The sequence below is a fragment of the Indolivaga capnocytophagoides genome, assembly GCF_036511535.1.
GTDB lineage: Bacteria > Bacteroidota > Bacteroidia > Bacteroidales > Dysgonomonadaceae > Dysgonomonas_A > Dysgonomonas_A capnocytophagoides.
The window spans coordinates 2189749-2207861 of the sequence record NZ_AP028867.1 but is presented as its reverse complement, the minus strand read 5'-3'; the positions used below and the strand labels follow the sequence as shown (position 1 = coordinate 2207861).

General features: G+C 40.1%; 6 protein-coding genes. 1 reads left to right on the top strand and 5 read right to left on the bottom strand.

Going from position 1 to position 18113, the window contains the following annotated elements; genetic code table 11:
• Window positions 1–11: 11 nt before the first annotated feature.
• The 5 genes from AABJ51_RS09010 to AABJ51_RS08990 all read right to left on the bottom strand — a co-directional run bounded on the left by AABJ51_RS09010 (window position 12) and on the right by AABJ51_RS08990 (window position 14575).
• Window positions 12–2042, bottom strand: a complete 2031-nt coding sequence (locus tag AABJ51_RS09010) for a glycoside hydrolase family protein (RefSeq protein ID WP_338375697.1) — start codon at window positions 2040–2042, stop codon at window positions 12–14.
• A gap of 206 nt (window positions 2043–2248) precedes the next feature.
• Entirely contained in the window at window positions 2249–5194 is a 2946-nt protein-coding gene (locus tag AABJ51_RS09005; RefSeq protein ID WP_338375695.1) for a glycosyl hydrolase 115 family protein, read from the bottom strand.
• 77 nt (window positions 5195–5271) lie between these two features.
• Window positions 5272–7071, bottom strand: coding sequence for a RagB/SusD family nutrient uptake outer membrane protein (locus tag AABJ51_RS09000; RefSeq protein ID WP_338375692.1), 1800 nt, complete (start codon window positions 7069–7071; stop codon window positions 5272–5274).
• Between the two features lie 24 nt (window positions 7072–7095).
• The gene (locus AABJ51_RS08995) at window positions 7096–10230 is read right to left on the bottom strand and encodes a SusC/RagA family TonB-linked outer membrane protein (RefSeq protein WP_338375690.1); all 3135 of its coding nucleotides are present in this window, start codon (window positions 10228–10230) and stop codon (window positions 7096–7098) included.
• A gap of 355 nt (window positions 10231–10585) precedes the next feature.
• Window positions 10586–14575, bottom strand: a complete 3990-nt coding sequence (locus tag AABJ51_RS08990; protein ID WP_338375688.1) for a hybrid sensor histidine kinase/response regulator transcription factor — start codon at window positions 14573–14575, stop codon at window positions 10586–10588.
• Window positions 14576–15050: 475 nt separating this feature from the next.
• Here AABJ51_RS08990 and AABJ51_RS08985 point away from each other — a divergent pair, with 475 nt between their 5' ends.
• Window positions 15051–18047 carry a DUF4982 domain-containing protein gene (locus AABJ51_RS08985; RefSeq protein WP_338375686.1) on the top strand — a complete coding sequence of 999 codons (2997 nt, stop codon included), beginning with the start codon at window positions 15051–15053 and terminating at the stop codon, window positions 18045–18047.
• The last annotated feature ends 66 nt before the right edge of the window (window positions 18048–18113 follow it).

Below are 18113 nucleotides of genomic sequence, written 5' to 3'. Positions count from 1 at the left end.
TTAATGGTTAGTTATCTTTTTTCTAGAAATCCGGTGGCTCTTCCGGCGCTCATTAACTCCCAAAGAGAAGCAACCACCCATCCGGGAGCAAAAATATCGTTGTAAAAACCTTTACCGTTTTTACCGTAATCCCAATTGGTATGCTGTACAACTTCCGGATAATATCCGGTTCTGGCAACACCGCATAAATGACCTTCGCATGGCAGCAGCTGGCTCATTGACGAGCGTATTACACTCCCAAAATTGCTGAATCGGGGTTCGTTAAATTCGATTGAAAGCCAATCTAAAACAGATCCGAATTCAAATATGAAAGCATCTATGTGGTTATTTTCAACCGAGACATTTCCCCATCCACGGGTTTTGAGACCTATATCTCCTAGCATCTGCCCTTTTGCAAAGGGAACGTCCCATACATAATACCACGATAATGTGAAATAAGCAGCCTTTTTGCATAGATTTGCATAATAAGCCCGTTCTTTATCCTTAGCAATAAGTGACAGATAATAAGTTGCCGTGGCAGCATATAGTGATGCTTCTTTGTCTTCGCAATTGGCATCTAAAGTCGATGAAAAATAATCTGCTTTGTCTATCAGTTCGGTTTTCAGATAATTGGCTGTCTTTTTTGCTCCTTTCAGGTATTTTTCGTCTCCGAAATATTTATAAGCCATCACCAAGGGTAAGGTAGCCGAAGGTGTACTGCCGCCACTTTTGTCCACAATGTTAAAGTCGTCTTTGAACTTTCTGGGAAAACTTCCATTCTCATTTTGCAGGAAAAGTATTCTGTCTAAAATATTTTTTATCCGGGTTTCCCATTCGGGGTGTTTCCTTCCTTTATTTTTTTCATATTGCAGGTAATGGAATATAGCATGAATACCTTCCGACTGCCTTCTTATACTGAATACATCAGTTTCGGTTCCTTTGTCCTGGTCTACATATTCTCTGAAAAATCCGTTCTTTGTAAATCCATATTTCAGGTAGCTGTCGAATACCTGATTACTGTTGTTTACGAGATCTGTCCGATGGTTCGATTCTCCATATTCATATGCATTGAATGCGTTGAGGAGTACACGCCCGATAAAACCTACTTCTGCAATTCCGTTTTTTTTGCAGTCGGCAACTTTAAGATGTGCGCCTGATGAGAATTTAAGTTGCTTATCACCGACAAAGCTCTCTGCGAAATACGAAACTATACTCTCTTTCATCTGTTGCGGCGTAAAAGTCTGCTGTGGAGCAAGGGGCTGAGGTTTGTACGTGTCGTAGCTATATTCCCATACCTGCTTTACAAAATCTGAATAATCGGGAGCTTGCCCTCTTGTAATTTCCCATTCCAGATCTATTGTTTCGCCCTTCTTTATTTCCTGATAAGCTTTTATTGAGGGAGCTAGCGTCAATTTACGGATATAGCTTTTAGGTGCTTCACGGAAGGGGTATCCGAACGATAAGCTAGCATTGCCGTTTATTTCTTCGAAGCCGGTGAAACCTATGGATGTTTTACCTGATACGATAACTTCTCCTTCTTTGTGAGTGGTTAGAGCATCATATAAAAAAGAATCGATGCGTGAGACTGTTATATATGAACCATCTTTCTCATTATAAATACCGGTGAGAGGTGTACTTAATCGATCTTCTCTTACGATCCAGCTTGATGAAGTATGAAAAGACGGAGCTTCTTTAGGAGATAGCAGATTGTGCCGATACCAGAATCCGGGCATCAGAAACTGGCAGTTACCATGTGGATAAGAAGTCGGTATAAGTTGAGAGTAATTGAAATAAGTGTCTTTATCAGACGTGATTGATACTCTTATACGGGTTTTATTCCCGTTTTCGGCTTCGCGGATAACAATGCTCAACGGTATTGGCTTATCTGCCACCATTTTGTATTGAGTATTATTTTCTCCTGTTCTTTTTAATTTATATTCTGAGGAAGGATTACCCGGCACTTTTATTGACACGCTGGCATCTGTTCCTAAAGAATCTTTTGCCGCGTATCCCGTGTATACAACGAGGAGTCCGATACATATAGTTAATAATCTAAGAGACATATTTAGTAACTGTTTAATTCTTCTTGTTTACACATATTAGTGTTTTATTATTAAGGGTTTTTATTTCAGGAGCATTTCTTTAAGGTCTCAGACCTTAAAGATTGCTTTACCCGATGGATAAAAAACAGATAGTATGATTATAAATTCCGGTCGGAATTTGTTAGTATCCCGACCGGAGTCTATTTTTTATATGAAATTATGAGTTCTTAATAGCCTGAAACAAGCGTTGGACGTGGTCCCATATAAGACCTTTTCATCCCGCCGAAATCCAGTACGATTTTCTGAACCACTACACCGGCATCTCCACAAAGTATCTTTACTGTGTGTGTACCCGGTTTATTGAGATGTAATGTTGTCTTTTTGATAGAACAGTTTCTCAACACATTTTCATACCAAGCCTGAGCATATTCGAATGATGATGTTGTAGGCGTCATCACCGGGCCGTCATCTATACATACTCCGTATTTTGTTTCGATATTAGTCGATTCGTGTCCTGCGTATCCGCTTTCGGGAGTCAGCGGAAATGTGGGTAAAGTGTATGTGTATACATCTACCGACCCGTGTTGGAATGTATAGAAATCGTATTCAAGAGAAGGTACATTATTACCGGATGTTTTCTGCATCGGTGCAACAGGGTCTCCCAATTGTACAGATTCGTGCTCAAATCCGAGATTGTGTATATGTCTGATCTTGATATCGTCATTTTCGATTTTACGGTGATAGCCTGCTGCATCAATCGAAATATAGCCGTTGTCTTCCATATAAATACCTTTTACTTCTGCCAATGAAGGTGAAACAGGGTTAAATACCGAGATAAGTATATTTTCCTTTTCGTTTCCAGCGGTGACTTCGATGTTTCCTGTAACCCTGTCTCCTTTAGGAGCTTTGCTCCAGTCTATAGAAACCCAGATTCTGTCCTCGAGGTCGGTATTACCTGATGTTTGGTTTACTTTTATCCAATCATTCGAAGGGGATACTTTCCAGTTTAATTTCTGCGAACCACTGTTGAATATGTCGAAATAATATGATTGCTTGGTATATGTATTGAATGAAGGCAGAGAATAAAAACTTTCGCTGCTTTTGAATACATCACGTCCTTCCGGCATTATTCCAAGTCGGGCTGTGTTTGCCAACTCTACCGAATCCAGCTTAGGCATTTCGAAATATGCGGCGGCAAAACCTTGTTTGGTTGTCATCATCTGGTTCCATTTACCGTTGAGGAGAGAGTTATAGCCATCGGTTATGGCTTGTAGGCTGTCGTAATCGGCCTTAACCTCGGTTTTCAGAGTATTGGCACTCCCTCTGCCCTGTAATGCGTACAATCGGTTTTTCTGTCCGTTCAGTATCATTTTATTCAAAAGTTCCGAGCCTTTTACCGGATAGTACAGTAGTTGGTACAGAGATGGTTTTTGGTTTGTGTTCATTTCTGCCATGATGCCTGAAACAATTTTTCCTATACGGTCGTATTCGCTGATACGGCTGTCTGCTTCTTTGTAGTTCGAGAAAGAAAAATCGGTATCGGTATTTCGTTCTTTCCCATGTTTTTGGGTAGACCATTGGTAGCCCCATCCCATTAATTCTGGTTTACGTGCAAATGCCAGGTTGTAATACGAATTAGTCACATCCAGAAATTTGTCATAATATTTCTGACCGAAAAGGTTACTCAGCCATTTTGCCTGATATGTATGTATATTATCATAGCTGAAACTATTTATATCGTAAGCCATGTTGATAAACAGGTCTACAAGGAATTCGTTTGGCTTGAGGTCTCCGCAGTTGAGTAGCCATACCCTGTCGGCTGTGGTATCGTATGCCTTTCTTAATTCTTCGTACATAAGGGCTGGCGGTGTTGATCCGAGCCAAAGATAATCGTGAGGTTTACCCAGATAAGATACATGATAGTAAACGCCTGATCGTCCAGCTCTTTTTTGTTCTCTGGGACCGCTCAGCCGTTTCATATATCCATAGTTGTCATCCGCCCATATAATGGTAACATCGTCAGGAACCTCTAATCCATGAGAATACACATCCAAAACTTCTTTGTAAGGGACAAAAATCTGAGGTATGTCAGAGGATGGTTTCTTTATTACATCCAATAATATCTGTTGTTGGTCTTTTAATGCCGCTGCCAGATTTTTGACACGTTCGCTCATGTCGTTGCTGCCTGCCATAGCCCTGTCATGTAAACCACGCAAAGCAAGGGTATAAACATTTTCGTAGGGGGAGTTTTCCTCCACACGTTTTCTCAACTGCTTATTGATTCCTGCTTTGTTGGTTTCGTAGTTCCATTCACCCATGGTTTTTGTATCCCATTCGCTGGCATTATTGAACAATAAAGGTTCGGGGTGAGTCGATCCCATTGCTATTGCATAGCTTTCGGCTACAAGTTTATTTTCCGGTATTTGGTTGAAGGCTGTTGAAGCTTCGTGCATTGCAGGACACAGATAATTTGCTTTCAAACGAAGAAGTAGTTCGCATATTCTGGCGTATGTCTTAGGGCCGATATTACCTCTGTCGGGCTCGTATGTTTTTTTTGCCCAGCGAAGCAATCCCCAGTCTTCATCATTCAAAAATACACCTCTGTATTTTACCGATGGTTCGTGCGATTGAATTCGTTCTACATTTATTGCCAATTTTTTATGCTTTGTCACAGGGGCATCGGCGAACCAGTACCAAGGCGAAACGCCTATTGTTTCGGATATTTTAAAGACACCATATGCAGTTCCCCGACGATCACTGCCTATGATAACGAGCGCTTTTTTTACCCCTTTCGCCGGATTATCAATAACCTGTATGAGGTATGATTCCCATTTTCCGGTAAGTTTGGATGTATTTATCTTATTTTCCGAAACCCATTGATCTATAAGTTTATTGTGTCCGAGAGTTCCGGCTACAATGCTGTAGCCGGAAAGGGATGAATTGACAGACTTTACCTCAATCTTCGTGTCTGTTACTCTGCGAATATCTTCCGAGAACAGGTTTGCTGCGTTTTTTACAACCTCAAAGTCACTGTCATCAATGTAGATCTTTGGCTTCTCTCCTCCGACTAACGAAAAATCGTTAGTCCGGCTACCGTCCGACAGTGTGACTTGCGCCTGCAGCCCTATTAAAGCCTGCAGAACAATAATTAATACTGAAACTTTTTTTATCATATTATGTTATTTATAGGTTCTTGACGACTTTGCTTTTTCGAAAGCTGGTCGTCAGGAACTCAGAATTTAAGTGTTTATTATTCTACAGGCGGAATATTGGTATCCGATCCCTGATATCCTTTATTCTGATTAATATGCCCCAGAGTATTGGAGGTTATCGCTGTAAGAGGTACAGGCCACAATACATGATATGGTTTCATAACATAAGCATTGGTCGAATAGAAATACTGTTCTTTGAAAAAGTTATTTTTCTTCATTATACGGTCATAGTACCAGTTCTTTTCGCTGAAATTAGCCAAAGAGTATCCATCTTGTCCGAGTTGGGCTTTGATGTATGCAATACGGGTCAATTCGGTTTTACGGTGTTCTTCGAGATAGAGCTCCCGTCCCCGTTCGTCCAGAATATCATCTAAAGTAACCGATGATAAAAGAGGAGCGTTGGCTCTTTCTCTGATTGCGTTTACATCGGCAGTCGCTTTCGGCATATTGTTCAACCAGAAGTATGCTTCGGCTCTCAACAGATAAGTTTCGGCTAATCTGAATACGTAAACATCCGTAAATCCTCCGACCGGAATTTTGCCTTTGTTTATGTCGTCTTTGTAAATCAGTACTTTAGTCTTTGGAAAAGAGAAATAGCTTCGTATTGTATCCGATACATAAGTCCGGTCAACCGGTTTACCGAACCAGCTTTCGCTTCCTCCTTTTGATTTAGGTCTGTTATAAACAAGTTTCGATATATCGTACCAGTTATTATCATTGCGGCGAATATCTGTTCCGCTGTTTTTCCATAGTTCGTACTGACTGTAGTTTGTCGGACGTATTTTGGCTAGTCCACGACCCAGTTCCGCAACTTGTTCGTACCCGTCATAAGGACCAGCATCATATGTTGTACCTTGTTTGCCGTCGGGTGTCTTTACTGCAGCTCCATTGCTCCAGTAAGGAACGATATTTCTCATGCGGTTAGATCCGCCGCTTACGGCTGTACCCAATAGCCCGTAACGTTCTTGAACTACAAGTATGGCCTCTTTGTTGGCTACATCGCTAATGTTATCTTCTTTAAACAGATCGTTATATACATCAAGTGAAGCATTTGAAGCATTCACCCCGAAGCGGTTTTTCATAAGAGACAAACCATTGTCGTTTATACAGCGGGTTGCTGCATCTGCTGCTTTCTGAAATTCTCCTGCCGAAAGGTATAATTTTGTCAGCAAATGTTCTCCGGCGGCTCTGTTTACACATCCACGCTTTACACTTACAGGTAGCCATTGTACGGCAAATTCCATATCTGATTTCATTTGCTGCAAGACTTTTGCTCTTGATGCCGTATAGAAATCGAGCTTTGGTTCGGTTATCTCTTCAAGTATCAGAGGAACATCTCCCCACTGATTTGCCAATAAGTAATACCAGTATGCCCGGTGAAAATATCCTTCGGCAAGTATTTGATTCTTATCTTCTTCCGTCAAAAAATCCGCTCCGTTCAGCCGGGATATGATTGTATTGGCATATTTAATGCCGTTCCATGCCAGTTCCCAATAACGAAGATGCAGATTAGCATTTGTAGTAGGTGTCAACTGGGTTTCCATGTTATGTATTTCCTTGGTTTCGGGAGACCCTATTATCGACATATCAGACCATGCAAATTCGTAAACAATGGGAGTTCCGCATGATCCCGATCCGAAAGCATCTCCGTACCATTCCCATTTTATTTGTTTGCGGCAACTCACTAGTCCGGCTTCAAAACCTTCCTTGTTGACGAATGTATTTTCGGGAGCATAAAAAGAAAGCGGCTCCGGATCAAGATCAACACAAGATGTTGTGAAAGCGAGTGTAAGCGATAGCACAAGCCCTTTAGTTATGTATTTTATATTTGTTTTCATTTCTTGATTTTTTTATAATTAACCTTATAATGTGACATCTATACCGAATGTGAATATACGTGGGGATGTACCTGCTACTTCAGGATCGTAATATTTCCAGTTGGTTATCACAAATGCATTATCGATATTAAAACTCAGCTTAAGATTGTCGACGGCAAATCGCTGTAAGAATTTCTTAGGAACAATGTATCCAAGCGACATATTTTGCAGACGTACATAATCTCTCTTTTTGTAAATGTTTACGGTAGGATCTGACGTGTTAGAGCCTAAGCGTGCATATTCATTAGATGGATTATCAGGCGTCCAGTACTTATTCCATACCGAGTTTGAAGTATTGAAATATCGGTTGCCTTCGTTACGCGCGGTATTGTCTTTGCCTAAATAATTGAATTCTCCTCTCAATACAAATGCCAGATTGAGGCAGTTGAAGAATGTGAAATCGTTTCTTAACGACATGCGGTATCGGGGACTTGTTGTTCCTAAGAACTGTTTGTCGCTTTCGGTTATCACTCCGTCTCCATCTGCATCAAATAATCTGGGGTCTCCCGGCTGTTTACCATACTTTTTGGCTTCCTCTTCTTCTCCAAGCTGCCATATACCGATCATTTTGTAATCGTATACAGCATTGATATCATGACCGATATACCATCCGTTCTGGATATCATCGGCTTCGCGCTGTCCTATTATATTTCCTTCTTTGTCTTTTACATCAACCATATTGCCATACAGATGTTTTATGGTGTTTTGATTTGTACTATAGATAAAGGTCGATGTCCAGTTCATTTTCTTAGGTATATCCAGATTGAGGCTGCTTAACGTTATTTCGAATCCTTTATTATTGACCTGTCCCAAGTTTGAGATAACCGAATTAAATCCTGTAATAGTCGGTAAAGCCCGCATCAGAATAAGATCGGTCGTTTTGTTCGAGTAAAGGTCTATAATACCGCTCAGGCGTCCGTTGTATATCGAGAAATCGATACCGATATTTGCAGCCTGAGTCCTTTCCCATTTCAGTTTTTTATTCGATAGATTATCTGTCCATAATCCTGTGACATCTTCTCCATCGATAATGTTGTTCGAAATATTCAGTTTCGACAGAGCACTGTATCGTCCGATATCTCTGTTTCCGTTTTCACCCCACGAGAATCTCAGTTTAAGATTATCCAAAACCTTGTTTTTAATAAAACTTTCTTCACTCAGTCTCCATGCTGCGGCAAAAGCAGGATAAGTTCCATAAGCGTTATTTGCACCAAAGGCAGAGAATCCGTCACGGCGGATAGATGCCGTCAATAAATATTTTCCGGATAAGCTGTAGTTCAAACGTCCAAGAAGAGCATTACCTGTTTGTACTTCGTCATTTGCTGATATTTTAGGTTCTTCGCCTCCCGAGGTATTATGATATCCAAGGTCTCCGTTGGGTTGGAATCCTTTATTAGTTCCTATTGTATTCCAAAATTGATATTTTTCGGAGCTGGCTACAAGGGTAACGTCAAACTGATGTATGTCTTTCAATTTGTAGTTCCATTTCAGCATATTGTCTACTACCCATTCATAATCCGAATATTCATTTCTTTCGGTAGATCCTCCTGCTGGCTGACCCGGTATAAGTTCGGATGTATAATAGTATTGCTTTCTCCATCCGTACCGGTTATTAAAATTAGTCTGGAAAGTAAAACCATAAGGTAATGTCACCAAACCGTAGATAGTAGCATTCAGATTTTGAGTTCTATAAAATTTCTTATCTACACTGTTTGCTAACAGCGGGTTTGCCACACGTGCATCGTCGGTCGGATAAAGTTTAACAGAACCGTCTTCGTTATATGCTGAAGCATATGGGCTCATTACATACGCTTGTCCGGTATCTATTCCGATAGCACTGTTGTCTCTATCCGAAAATTGAGAATTTACTCCGATCTTTAACCATTTTGTAATTTCAGTATCCAGATTGACACGTGCACGGGTTGTCTTATAATTATCTCCGAATTTATATCCCTCGTTATCGGTATGTCCTACAGATACATAATAATTAGTCGTTTTAGATTTGCCTGATACAGATGCACTGTAATCCTGACGGAAAGCATTTCTGAACATCAGGTCGAGCCAGTCTGTTGTTCTGCCTGCTTTGTAATTCAATATTTCGGCATTGGTCAACTGAATACGGGTCAGCCATGTTTCCGTATAGTCGCCTGAGAACGAAGGGTCATATCCAGCCCAATCTTCTTTAGTAACTCCCGAGGGCAGATTGTCAGGATTGTCATAATATCCCAATCCTTTTTTGCCTGAGCCTTCGGGTGTGAAATAGTCATTTGTTTTAAAATAGTCCACACGCCTTTGCAGGTATTGCTCTGGAGTTGTTGCCGACAGCAGCTTTCCTACTTTGGCGACCCCTAAGCGTGCGCTAACATTAATGACTGGTTTTTCGGATTTCCCTTTCTTCGTGGATATTATAATCACACCTGCTGAACCTTTAGATCCGTAAATAGCAGTAGAACTGGCGTCTTTGAGAACATCTATACTCTCTATGTCATTGGGATTTACATCTGAGATATTTCCGTAAAATATAGTACCATCAAGTACTATCAGCGGTGATGTGCCGGCTTTCAGTGATGCCGGACCACGTACCTGTATACTTCCGCCTCCCGATGCACCGTTATCTATGCTGACATTTACTCCGGCTATGTTGCCTTTAAGGAAGTCGACTGCATTGGTTGCGACTTTAGTGTCCATCACCTCGCGTCCTATGTGTGAGACTGATCCAGTTAGATCTTTTTTCTTTACAGCTCCATAACCAATGACTACAACCTCTTCGAGGTGCTGTTCCGATTCGGACAATACAACATCTATCACTTTTGTTTTGCCGTCAAATACGATCTCTTTCGGTTGATAGCCGATAAAGCTGTACACTAAAGTTGCCTTGTCCTGATTAACTTCAATTTTGTAAAGTCCGTCTATATCGGTCATAGTTCCTTGTGTAGAACCTTTGATCGATACAACTGCACCCGGGATGGGTTCTCCTGTGTCATCCTTTACAACTCCGGATACTGTCTTTGCAGCCTGTTGTCCATACACGTTGTATGTTCCGATGAAGAACATAACACATAATAAGCATACTCCCCACCAATGAAAAGGAGTTGGCGATTGTTTTTGGTCGGTATTCATTCTGTTATTTATTTAAGGTGTTTACAGATCATTTTTATTTTTTGTCAGTTGGCTAACATCTGTTTTTCTGTAGATAATGTTGTTTTACTGATTCTGTGTTCGAACACACTGTTTTTGATGATGGGTACGTTTTCTTTTTTTCTCTTTCTATTCATGATATTTCGATTTATAAAATCGTCCCGAGACGATTTAGTTAAAAGGTTAAAGTTTGGGTGCATTTATGTTTTGTTCAGATATGCTCTATGAAACAGGTTCACGGGCAAAGGTGAAAAATCTAGGTTTAGCGGTGTATAATAATCATCCCAATTGATGCAATTATTGTGTCATTGATTTTTAGGTATTGATATGCAATTAGTTAAGCTGTATTATTGTGCTTCTTGCTATGAACGAAGTCTTTAGGAAGCATTCCGAATTGTTTCTGAAAACATTTGGCAAAATATGATGGTGAACTAAATCCAACCAGATAGCAAACCTCATTGATCCTGTTGTTTCCGGTAAGCAGCAGTTGAGCTGCTTTTTTGAGTCGTTCGAGCCGTAAGTATTCATTCGGGCTCATATTGAGAATGCCTTTTATCTTTCGATAGAATCCCGAACGGCTCATATTTAGAGTTTCGGTCATATCATCCATATTGAATTCGGGGTTTTCAATATTGTCTAATATTATTTCGTTCATTCTTTTCAAAAAATTTTCATCGGCTTTGGTCGAGGCCATCGAGTTAGAAGCTATAAACGGAGAATTGGCAAAACTCTCTTTTAGCTTTATTCTGTTTCGGATAAGGCTCGATATACAGGCTTTGAGGTATTCGACCGAAAAGGGTTTTTCGATATATGTATCGGCCCCGGCTTCCAATCCTTCTATCTTGGATTGCAGATTGTTCTTTGCAGTGAGGAGTATAACCGGAATATGACTGTATTCGATATTTGACTTTATAATCCGGCACAATTCGAATCCGTCCATATTAGGCATCATTACATCCGTTACCACCAGATTGATTATATTATTATCAAGTAATATCAATGCTTCTTTTCCATCTAAAGCTGTGAATACGGTATATTCTGTCAGTTGCTTTACAATAAAGGAGAGTAATTCTGGATCATCTTCGACAACCAGCACCGTTGATCGGGACGGCGAATCTTCCGGTGTAACCGGAGTTGGAGGTATCGGCTGTGGGTTATTGTTGATAACAACAGGTAATAACAGGCAGAAACTATTGACATCAGGATAATCTTCTATATATAATTTGCCCTGATGTAGTTCCGTTAATGAGCGGGATAGAGCCAATCCTATTCCTGTACCGGGTAATTGTCGTGAGGATTTGGATTCATTAAACCTGACAAAAGGTTTAAAAACTTCTTCCCGCATATCTGATGGAATTATAATTCCATCGTTTCGGACAGTGATTTGCAATTCGTTTTTGTCTTTGTTGAAATCCAGTCTGGCTGTAATGTATGTCTGTGAATATTTGACCGCATTACTGAACAGATTGCTGATGATCTTGGTGAAAGCTTCCTTATCCAATTGAGCATAAAGATTCTCAGGAGGAAGTGTAAGTGTAAAATCGAGTTTCTTCTGTAATGCTGATAACTTGAATTGGAGATAGCAGCCTTGTAGTATTTCGGATATATTACATAGTTTAAAATTGAGTTGAAAGCCTTTACTCTCTACTTTACGGAAGTCGAGCAGTTGATTTGTCAGATTCAGTAACCTGTCTGTATTATGATTCATAAGATTCAGATCTTCCCTGACTGATTCATCGAGATTATCGGTAAGCAGAATATTTTCTAGAGGCCCTTTTATCAGGGTCAACGGGGTACGTATTTCATGTGCTACATCGGTGAAGAAGTGTATTTTGGCATCGTAAATTTCAAGGGCTTTTTGCTGCTCGAATTTTTCCATGGCTCTCCGTTCTCTTCTTGCCGTCCGCTTTCTGATATTGTATACAATGTAATTGAGTAGAAATATAAAAATCAGAATATAAAGGATATATGCCCACAGTGACAGGTAGAATGGAGGAAGGATTCTGATGAAGATTACTTTTTCGGTCTCTTTTGCAGATCCTGATGTATCGGATATTTTCAGATGGAAAGTATAGTCCCCGTATTTGAGATTCGAATAATTAATTATAGGGCTTTCTGTTACCGGTAGCCAATCGCTGTCGAATCCTTCGAGTTGATATTTCATTATGTTGGTATGCGGCGAAAGATAACTTAATGCTGCGACCCTGAATCCGAATGAGTTTTGATTAGATTTAAGAATCAGACTGTCTGTATATGTGATGCTTTTTTCGAGCGGCGAGTTATCGTCTCCTACACTCACTCTTTTGTTGAATAGTAGAAAATCAGTAATAACGACTGTCGGGATGTATTGGTTTTCTGAAAAATCTTTAGGGTTGAATTTAATGAAACCATCTATACTTCCCATGAAAATATTGCCGTCTTCGGATTTGAAACCCGATCTGTAATTGAACTGATTACTTAAAATGCCATCGGCGACCGTATATGTTTTGATCCGGTTATTGGAAGGATTAAAGCATATAAGCCCTTTGTTTGATGTAATCCAGAAAAGGCCACTGTTATCTTCTACTATCTGGTATATGACATCATTGGGTAAACCGTTCCTGACATCGTATCTGATAAAGGATTCGGTAGAAGGATCAAACTTGCAGAACCCCCGTCCCTGTGTAGTTATCCATATCTGGTGTTGGCTGTCTTCGAAGATACCTGTTACCTTATTGTAAGGGAGGCTTTTCTCGTCCTTTTCGTTATGCTGGTAGTTTTTCCATACTCTTTTATTTATTTCGTAACAATAAATACCGTCGGCATAGGTGGCCAGCCAAAGATTTCCATGTGTATCTTCTTTAATATCATAGATAAACTTACCGTTAAGCTCTTTGATTTGGATAAAGTCATCGGACGATTTATTGTATCTGAGCAATCCGAAGAGTGTACCCAGATAAATATTTCCGTCTGATGTGCGGAACATCGAGAACACATTGTCATCGTTAAGCGAGTTTTTTGAATTTCCTTTATTGTATGACCGTATATGTCCCGTATTCCGGTTTATCACTTTTACTCCCTTCGAGAATGTACCGACCCATAAATCCGAGCCATCGGACAGGAGACATTGTACATTTGAAAATGTTTTGCTCGGCTCGAAAAATGAAATCTTATTGGTCAACGGGTTGTAGCTGCTTATACCTCCGTCTTCGGTACTTATCCAGACCAATCCTGAAGGGTCGGCGCAAAATTCACGAACTCTTTTTCCCCGAAGTCCGTTATTAGAGTCTGTCGGATAATATTTATTGAAAAGGGTATACTGTTTGGGATAATAATTGAGTCCTCCGAAATACGTACCAATCCAGATACCGTTTTCCCTGTCTTTGTACAGGGTATAGACCGCATTGTCGGATAACGAATAAGTATCATAAAACGAACTCGATAAATGTTGGTAATTTCTGTTTCGTACATTATATATGTATATACCCGACTCGGTTCCGAGCCATAATTCATTATCGGAATTTGCGATAATATCCCTGATAAATATCTTTTCGTTGTTGTTATCGGTCAGAAGTAAGTCTTTTGTTTTGCCCGACGAAAGGCTAAGTTCTTTGAATCCTCCTTTTACCGACCCTAAATACAGGCAATTGTATGCACCCTGAATAATCTTAAATATGACATCATTATGAAATATTCGTTTGCCGTTGTTGTCTTTAAATTCGGAGATTGTTTTCAGATTGTCATCGGAATAAAATAGCCCTTCTCCATAGCTGCCGAGCCATAAGATTCCGTTTCTATCAATTTTCAGACATTCGATATTGGAAGATATATTGAATTTGTCGAGATTATAATTTTGTAGCTTTCCTGACTGAATGTCATAACAGAAAACACCTTGGGCTTCAACTGCTATCCAGATGTGATTGCCGTTCCCTTCTATCGAAGATATGGTTTTACTGATTGCTGTTCCATTATCTGCCTGTGCTGAAAATAGAGAGAACTGCTCTTTATCGGAGTCATATACGTACATTCCGGCATCGGTACCTACCCATATTTTTCCGGATGAATCTTCGTAAAGAGCTTTTATGTAATTATTCCCAATGCTATGTTTATCAAATATCTCACGTTTGAATACCCTGAATGAGAAACCATCGAAACGGTTTAGGCCGTCTTTCGTTCCGATCCATAAAAAACCGGTTTTATCCTGTAAAATCGAGTTTACTGTATTTTGTGATAACCCGTTTTGTATTCCATAATGGCTGAAATAGTAGGGATGAGATTGGCTAAAAGCATAAATAGAAATAAGATGCAATAGCAAAGCAATGCAAATCTTTGGAGAATGTATTCTCATACTGATATAGATTTATGATTATTAGACAAGGAGGCTATGCAAATGTATGTCCGCGGTCTTTTGAGAAATGAAAATATCATCTCTATTAATGAAAATATCATCCCATAAGAGGGCTTTGAAGAAAATACTCCCTTTTTTATTTGATTAAAAATCTTTTCTGAAAAGAAATAACAATGCAGATCAAGTTAAGTCATGGAATTTTACAGATAAGGATAAATAGCAACTAGACATTGCCCTGTCAGAACACATCGTTGAATACTATCTGGAGTTTAATAATTGGAGAGGTTGGAATAGAAAACATAACTTTGGTATTTATAAATGAGGCTGTGTGCATTATCTTCTGAAGTGAGAAGTTGAGATAATGTATAATATTACATGTTTTACAGGAATATTACATTTTTTATCTTAAATTCTTTTCAGAATATTGCAAATTTAAGAACCTTGACTTTATTACTTAAATCAGATTACTATACAAATGAAAAATGTAGGATATTTATTTTTATTTATTTTCCTGTCTTTACCCTATACTGTCACGCAGGGAAAAAGCAGGGAGAAGTATAATTTCAACAGTCAATGGCTGCTCCATGTCGGAGATGTGAATAGTGGAGAAAGTGTTAAATTGAATGACGGAGCATGGAAAAAAGTAACCTTGCCCCATGCCTTTAATGAAGATGAGGCTTTTAAAATTGCGATTGATCAACATACCGATACGATATCGTGGTATCGGAAACATTTCAAACTGCCTAATTCGGATAAAGGCAAAAAAGTTTTTATCGAATTTGAGGGTGTACGATTTGGCGCAGATTTTTATGTGAACGGAAAACATATAGGCTTTCACGAAAACGGAGTTATGGCAGTCGGGTTTGATATTACCAATTTAATAGAATACGGTAAAGAGAATGTGATAGCAGTCCGTGCCGATAATTCATGGAGATACAAAGAACGTACTACAGGCAGCGGATTTCAGTGGAATGATAAAAATTTTAATGCCAATTATGGGGGAATTCCCAAAAACGTATATCTGCACGTAACCGATAAAGTATATCAGACATTGCCTTTGTTCAGCAATCTGAAAACAACAGGGACATATATTTATGCCCGTGAGATAAATATAAGGGAAAAGAGTGCGACCATATTTGCACAATCTGAGGTCAGAAATGAGTACGATACTCGTAAAACAGTTCGTCTGGAGGCTGTCATAGAAGATATGGACGGAAAGATAATCAAGACTTTCTCGGGTAAGGACGAAACTTTTTCCGGTGGAGAAACAAAAATACTGTCTGTTTCCGATCGGGTGAGCGATCTTCACTTTTGGAGTTGGGGATACGGATATTTATACAATGTATATACTACGCTGTATGTGGACAATAAGCCTGTCGATAAAGTGAAAACACGTACAGGATTTCGTAAAACCCGTTTTGCCGAAGGCATGGTCTGGTTAAATGACCGTGTTTTGCAGATGAAAGGCTATGCCCAGCGTACCAGCAACGAATGGCCGGCTGTGGGGATGTCTGTACCTGCGTGGCTGAGCGATTACAGCAATCACATGGTGGTAGAAGGCAACGGGAATTTGGTTCGGTGGATGCACGTAACACCATGGAAACAAGATGTAGAGTCGTGTGACCGTGTAGGTCTTATTCAGGCTATGCCAGCCGGGGATGCCGAAAAGGATGTAGAGGGACGCCGTTGGGAACAGCGTGTCGAACTGATGAGAGATGCTATTATTTACAACCGCAATAACCCGAGTATCTTGTTTTATGAGTCGGGTAATGAGTCTATCAGCGAAGAACATATGGCAGAAATGAAAGCCGTTCGGGATAAATACGATCCGTACGGAGGACGGGCTATCGGTTCACGTGAAATGCTGGATAGTAAAATCGCCGAATATGGGGGTGAGATGCTTTATATCAACAAGAGCGGACACATACCGATGTGGGCGACCGAATATTGTCGTGATGAGGCTCTACGTAAATATTGGGACAATTATTCATTCCCATTTCACAAGGATGGAGACGGTTCTACTGAATATCAGTCTACTGTAACCAATGCCGTCAAGAAACTGGCGGATGCTAGTGCTTATAACCGCAATCAGGATTCGTTTACAAAAGAATTGGTTACCCGTTGGTGGGATTATTTCCGTATACGTCCCGGTACAGGTAAAAGGGTAAGTTCGGGTGGTGCGAAGATTATCTTTTCCGATTCGAATACGCATTACAGAGGAGCCGAAAATTATCGCCGGAGTGGCGTTACGGATGCAATGCGCATACCAAAAGACGGATTCTTTGCTCATCAGGTAATGTGGGACGGATGGGTTGATATAGAAAACTACCGTACTCATATTGTCGGTCATTGGAATTATACACCGGAGGTAAAGAAAGATGTATATGTGGTATCTGCCGGAGAGCAGGTTGAATTGTTCGTTAATGGAAAATCGAAAGGGTTTGGAGTGCGGAGCGATCATTTTTTCTTCACATTTAAAGATATTCAATGGGAGGCCGGAAAAATAGAGGCCATAAGCTACGATGCAAACAAACGAGAATTAAGCAGAGCCAGCATACAAACAGCCGGACAGCCGGAATCTATAAAATTAAAGTTGCTACAAGCTCCCGACGGATTTAAAGCGGATGGAGCCGACTTGGTTATGGTAGAAGTAGAGGTCGTGGATAAAGAAGGACGCCGCTGCCCGTTGGCAAACGATAAGATCAGTTTCGACCTCTCCGGAGCAGCCGAATGGAGAGGAGGTATTGCTCAAGGTCCTGATAACTATATCCTGTCGAAAGAACTGCCCGTGGAATGTGGAGTGAACAGAGTATTGATCCGCTCGACAACCAAAAGCGGAAATATTCAGTTAAAGGCGTCGGCAAATGGATTGAAAGGGGATGTCCTTACATTTAAATCAGTGCCTTTCATTCAGAAAGACGGTCTTTCGGATTATATAAGCGGAGAGCATCAGCCGAGTAATTTATCGAGAGGAGAGGTTTTAGGAGGAGAATCGTTTCAGGTTTCCCGTAAGACAGTTGATATAATAGATGCTATAACAGATACCAATCAGGATAAAGTGCGGAACAGTTTTGATGACAATGAATTATCCGAGTGGAGTAACGATGGCAAACTGAGTAGCGGATGGATTACTTACGAATTGGAGCGTGACGCTGATATCTCAGAAATAGAATTGAAACTGACCGGCTGGCGTATGCGAAGTTATCTGATCCAGATATTTATCGATGGCAAAGAAGTCTTTAACGGTGAAACACCCAAAAGTCTGGGGTATATTTCGATTCCTGTAACTCCGACAAGAGGACGTTTTATTAAAATCCAATTGATAGGGCAAAGTACCGATAATGATGCGTTTGGAGGTATTGTTGAAATTACCGGAAAGATAGAACTCGATTTGTACAAAGATCCGAATGCCGCCGATGCTAAAGGGCAGCTTCGAATTGTAGAGATCGATGTATATGAGAACGTAAAATAGTAAGTCTGAATATAGATTTTATCTATTGGTTATTCAGGGCAGACTTTGATATTAAAGTCTGCCCTG